This is a genomic window from Micromonospora sp. KC207 (genome assembly GCF_004348615.1).
Taxonomy (GTDB): Bacteria; Actinomycetota; Actinomycetes; order Mycobacteriales; family Micromonosporaceae; genus Micromonospora.
The window spans coordinates 1-3,155 of record NZ_SMKJ01000474.1; the positions used below are offsets into that span (position 1 = coordinate 1).

Genomic DNA, 3,155 nt, shown 5'->3' on the forward strand with positions numbered 1-3,155 from the left:
CCGGTGCCCCGGTTGCCGGCGATCACCCACCCCGCCGGGCCGCCCGCGATCCGCCCCACGTTCACCGCGTCGGGGCCGCCGAACACCTCGAACTCCGCCGGCGCCTCCACCACCGAGCCGTCGGCGAGCTGCCGCCACGTGCTGATCCGGGGATTGCCGTGCACCCCGCCGCTCTTCGCGCCCACCGCCGCCAGCCGGCCGTCACGGCAGCCGACCGCCGTGAGCACGTTCTCCGCGCCGTACGCGCTGCGCGGCGTCAGCCGCAACGGCGACCACGCGAAGGCGTCGACGCCCAACGAGGGCGGCCCCGACGAGGCCGGGGACGCGGGCAGCGCCGTCGCGGCCATGCTCGACCACGCCGCCGGCCGGGTCACGCCCGCCGCGTCCGCGACCGCGCCCACCACGAACCAGCGCCCGCCGCACGCCGCAGCGTCCCGCAGCAACAGCCGCCCCGGGGCCCCCGGCGGCATCGGCAGGGTCAGCGCCCGCCAGTCCGGGCGCAGCGGCTCCGGGACGGGCTCGGCGCGCTCCGGCGATCGGCAGCCCGCCAGCAGCACCGCGAGCCCGGCGAGCACGCCGAGCAGGGCCCGCAGCGGGCCCGCTGCCCGACGCGGGCGGCGACGAGGCATGCATCCGATCGTATCGATCGACCGGAGCACCCGGGACCCGCGCCGAGGGAGCGGGACACGGGTCTTGAAGGATTGCGGTTCGCTCCGGACAGAAACTGTCCGACGATCAACGGGACCCGGCGGGTCAGGAGGCAGGCTGGGCCACCTCGCCGCCGGCGGTCTCGGCGAGGATCCGCTCGGCGACCTCCTTCATGGTCATCCGGTGGTCCATCGCCGTGCGCTGGATCCACTTGAACGCCTGCGGCTCCGTCATCCCGTACGTGGTCATCAGCGCGCCCTTGGCGCGCTCCACCGTCTTGCGGATCTCCAGCCGGTCGGTCAGGCCCGCGACCTCGGCCTCCAGCGCGGCGATCTCCGAGTAGCGCGACAGGGCGATCTCCACGGCCGGCACCAGGTCGCTCTTCTGGAACGGCTTCACCAGGTACGCCATCGCGCCGGCCGCCCGCGCCCGCTCCACCAGGTCCCGCTGGCTGAACGCGGTCAGGATGATCACCGGGGCGATCCGGGCGCCGGCGATCCGCTCGGCGGCGGCCAGCCCGTCCATGATCGGCATCTTGATGTCGAGGATGACCAGGTCGGGCTTCAGCTCCTCGGCGAGCCGGACGGCGGTCTCGCCGTCGCCGGCCTCGCCGACGACCTCGTAGCCCTCCTCGACGAGCATCTCGGCCAGGTCGAGCCGGATGAGCGCCTCGTCCTCGGCGATCAACACCCGCCTGCGCTCGGCATCCGTCTGCGTCTCGGCCACGAGCCACTCCCACCAGTCTGCGCCCGACACCCGCCGTGCCGGGTGTCGCCGTCCCTAGCGTAGTGGGTAGTCTGTCAGGGTCGAATCATGGAAGGCCCTCGTAGCCCAACCGGCAGTAGGCAATGCACTCAAACTGCATCCAGTGTGGGTTCGAATCCCACCGAGGGCACAAAGACGCCAGGACCGGCGTTCGGGTATGAGCGGGCACACCCGCGCCTGAGCGCCCTGCCCGAACGCTGCACCTGTTTGGGCGAAGCGTCGCCGGGGCCGCCCGCAGCGTCGGGCTTGCGTACTCGACGGTCCGCCACTGGTGCGGCGACCGGCCCGAGAGCAAGCAGCAGGCCAGCGCGCGATGTCTCCGGCGCCGCCCCCACGTCGACAATCCGACAGATCCGCGTGCCTACGCCGGCCTCCTGGGGCTTTGCCCCGGCGACGGCCATCTCGTCACCACCGCACGGGTGCCCGTGCCGCGCGTGTGCTGCACCACCTCCTCGCCCGCGCTGATCCATGCCTGCGAGGCCGCCACGAGGGCGGTCCTGGCCGGCGACGTGCAGCGGGTGCGGAAGCAGGGCCGCGTGGCGGTCCAGAGCTGCGGGCGGGGCGACGGCACGGCTGCGCGGCTCTGGTGCCCACGGCACTGCCATGGCGGGACGAGTCGAACATCGCGGTGACGCAAGGCATGGAAACCGCAGAAGATTCTGTCTGTTGGCCTTCAGTTACGCTCTGATTCGGAGCAGGATGGGTGGATGCCCGTTGCACCGAATGATGTGCGGCCGTTCGCGGCCCTGGACGACGTCGATCGCGCGATCCTGACCGAGCTGGCGGCCGACGGCCGGTTGCCGAACAACGCCCTCGCCGAGCGGGTCGGGGTGGCGGCGTCGACCTGCCTGACCCGAACCAGGGTGTTGCGGGAGTGCGGGGCGATCCGGGGGTTCCACGCGGAGGTGGATCCGGCGGCGGTGGGCCTGCCGTTGCAGGCGTTGGTGTCGGTGCGGTTGACGGCGCACGAGCGGGCGGCGGTGGACGCGTTCCGGGCCCGGTCGGTGCGCCTGCCGGGGGTGATGTCGGTGTTCCACGTGGCCGGCGCGGAGGACTACGTGCTGCACGTGCGGGCCGCGTCCGCGGACGCGTTGCGGGACTTCGTGCTGGACCATCTGGCGGTGGACCCGGTGGTGCAGCACACCCAGACGAGCCTGGTCTTCGAGCAGGTGCGTGGCGCGGGCTGAGGGTGCCCCGGGCTGGGGCCCGCACCGCCGGTCCGGCTCTTGTCGCCCGACACGCCGGTGACGTGACGGGGCGAGCCGCGTTGTACGGGGTGAGGAGTGCCGGCCCGTCGGCGGGCCGCGCGGGGCCGGGAGAGACGCGGGTGTCGGCATGCGCAGATGGTTACCCCTGACGGCGGTCTGCCTGGGCACGTTCATGCTGCTGGTCGACGTCACGGTGGTGACGGTCGCGCTGCCGGACCTGGTCCGCGACCTGGACGCGTCGTTCGGCGCGGTGCAGTGGGTCGTCGACGCGTACGCGCTCGCGCTGGCGGCGCTGGTGCTCGGGGCGGGTGCGCTGGCCGACCGCATCGGGCACCGGCGGACGTACCTGGTCGGGGTGGTGGTGTTCGCGCTGGCGTCGCTGGCGTGCGGTCTCGCGCCCGGCACGTCGGCGCTGGTCGCGGCGCGCGCGGCGCAGGGCGTCGGCGCGGCGGCCATGTTCGCGACGACCTTCGCGCTGCTCGACGGGGCGTACGCGGGCCGGGACCGGGGCACCGCGTACGGGGTGTGGGGGGC

3 protein-coding genes, 1 tRNA gene and 1 pseudogene are annotated in these 3,155 nt (G+C 73.8%); 3 read left to right on the plus strand and 2 right to left on the minus strand.

Translation table 11 applies throughout. The features are described 5' to 3' along the window. Positions 1-629 (minus strand): annotated as a pseudogene (locus E1258_RS31430) (hypothetical protein); the annotation flags it as partial. A 124-nt stretch (positions 630-753) separates the two neighbouring features. Next, complete coding sequence (locus E1258_RS31435; protein ID WP_043969321.1) at positions 754-1,374, minus strand: ANTAR domain-containing response regulator; 621 nt, start codon at positions 1,372-1,374, stop codon at positions 754-756. Between the two features lie 94 nt (positions 1,375-1,468). Here E1258_RS31435 and E1258_RS31440 point away from each other — a divergent pair. The 3 genes from E1258_RS31440 to E1258_RS31450 all read left to right on the plus strand — a co-directional run. Beyond that, positions 1,469-1,543: transfer RNA gene (locus tag E1258_RS31440), tRNA-Leu, on the plus strand. Between the two features lie 577 nt (positions 1,544-2,120). After that, positions 2,121-2,600: an Lrp/AsnC family transcriptional regulator gene (locus tag E1258_RS31445; RefSeq protein ID WP_132407472.1), complete on the plus strand. Its 480-nt coding sequence runs from the start codon at positions 2,121-2,123 to the stop codon at positions 2,598-2,600. A 148-nt stretch (positions 2,601-2,748) separates the two neighbouring features. Next, positions 2,749-3,155 (plus strand): MFS transporter (locus E1258_RS31450; RefSeq protein WP_132407474.1); only part of this gene is annotated, 407 nt, incomplete at its 3' end.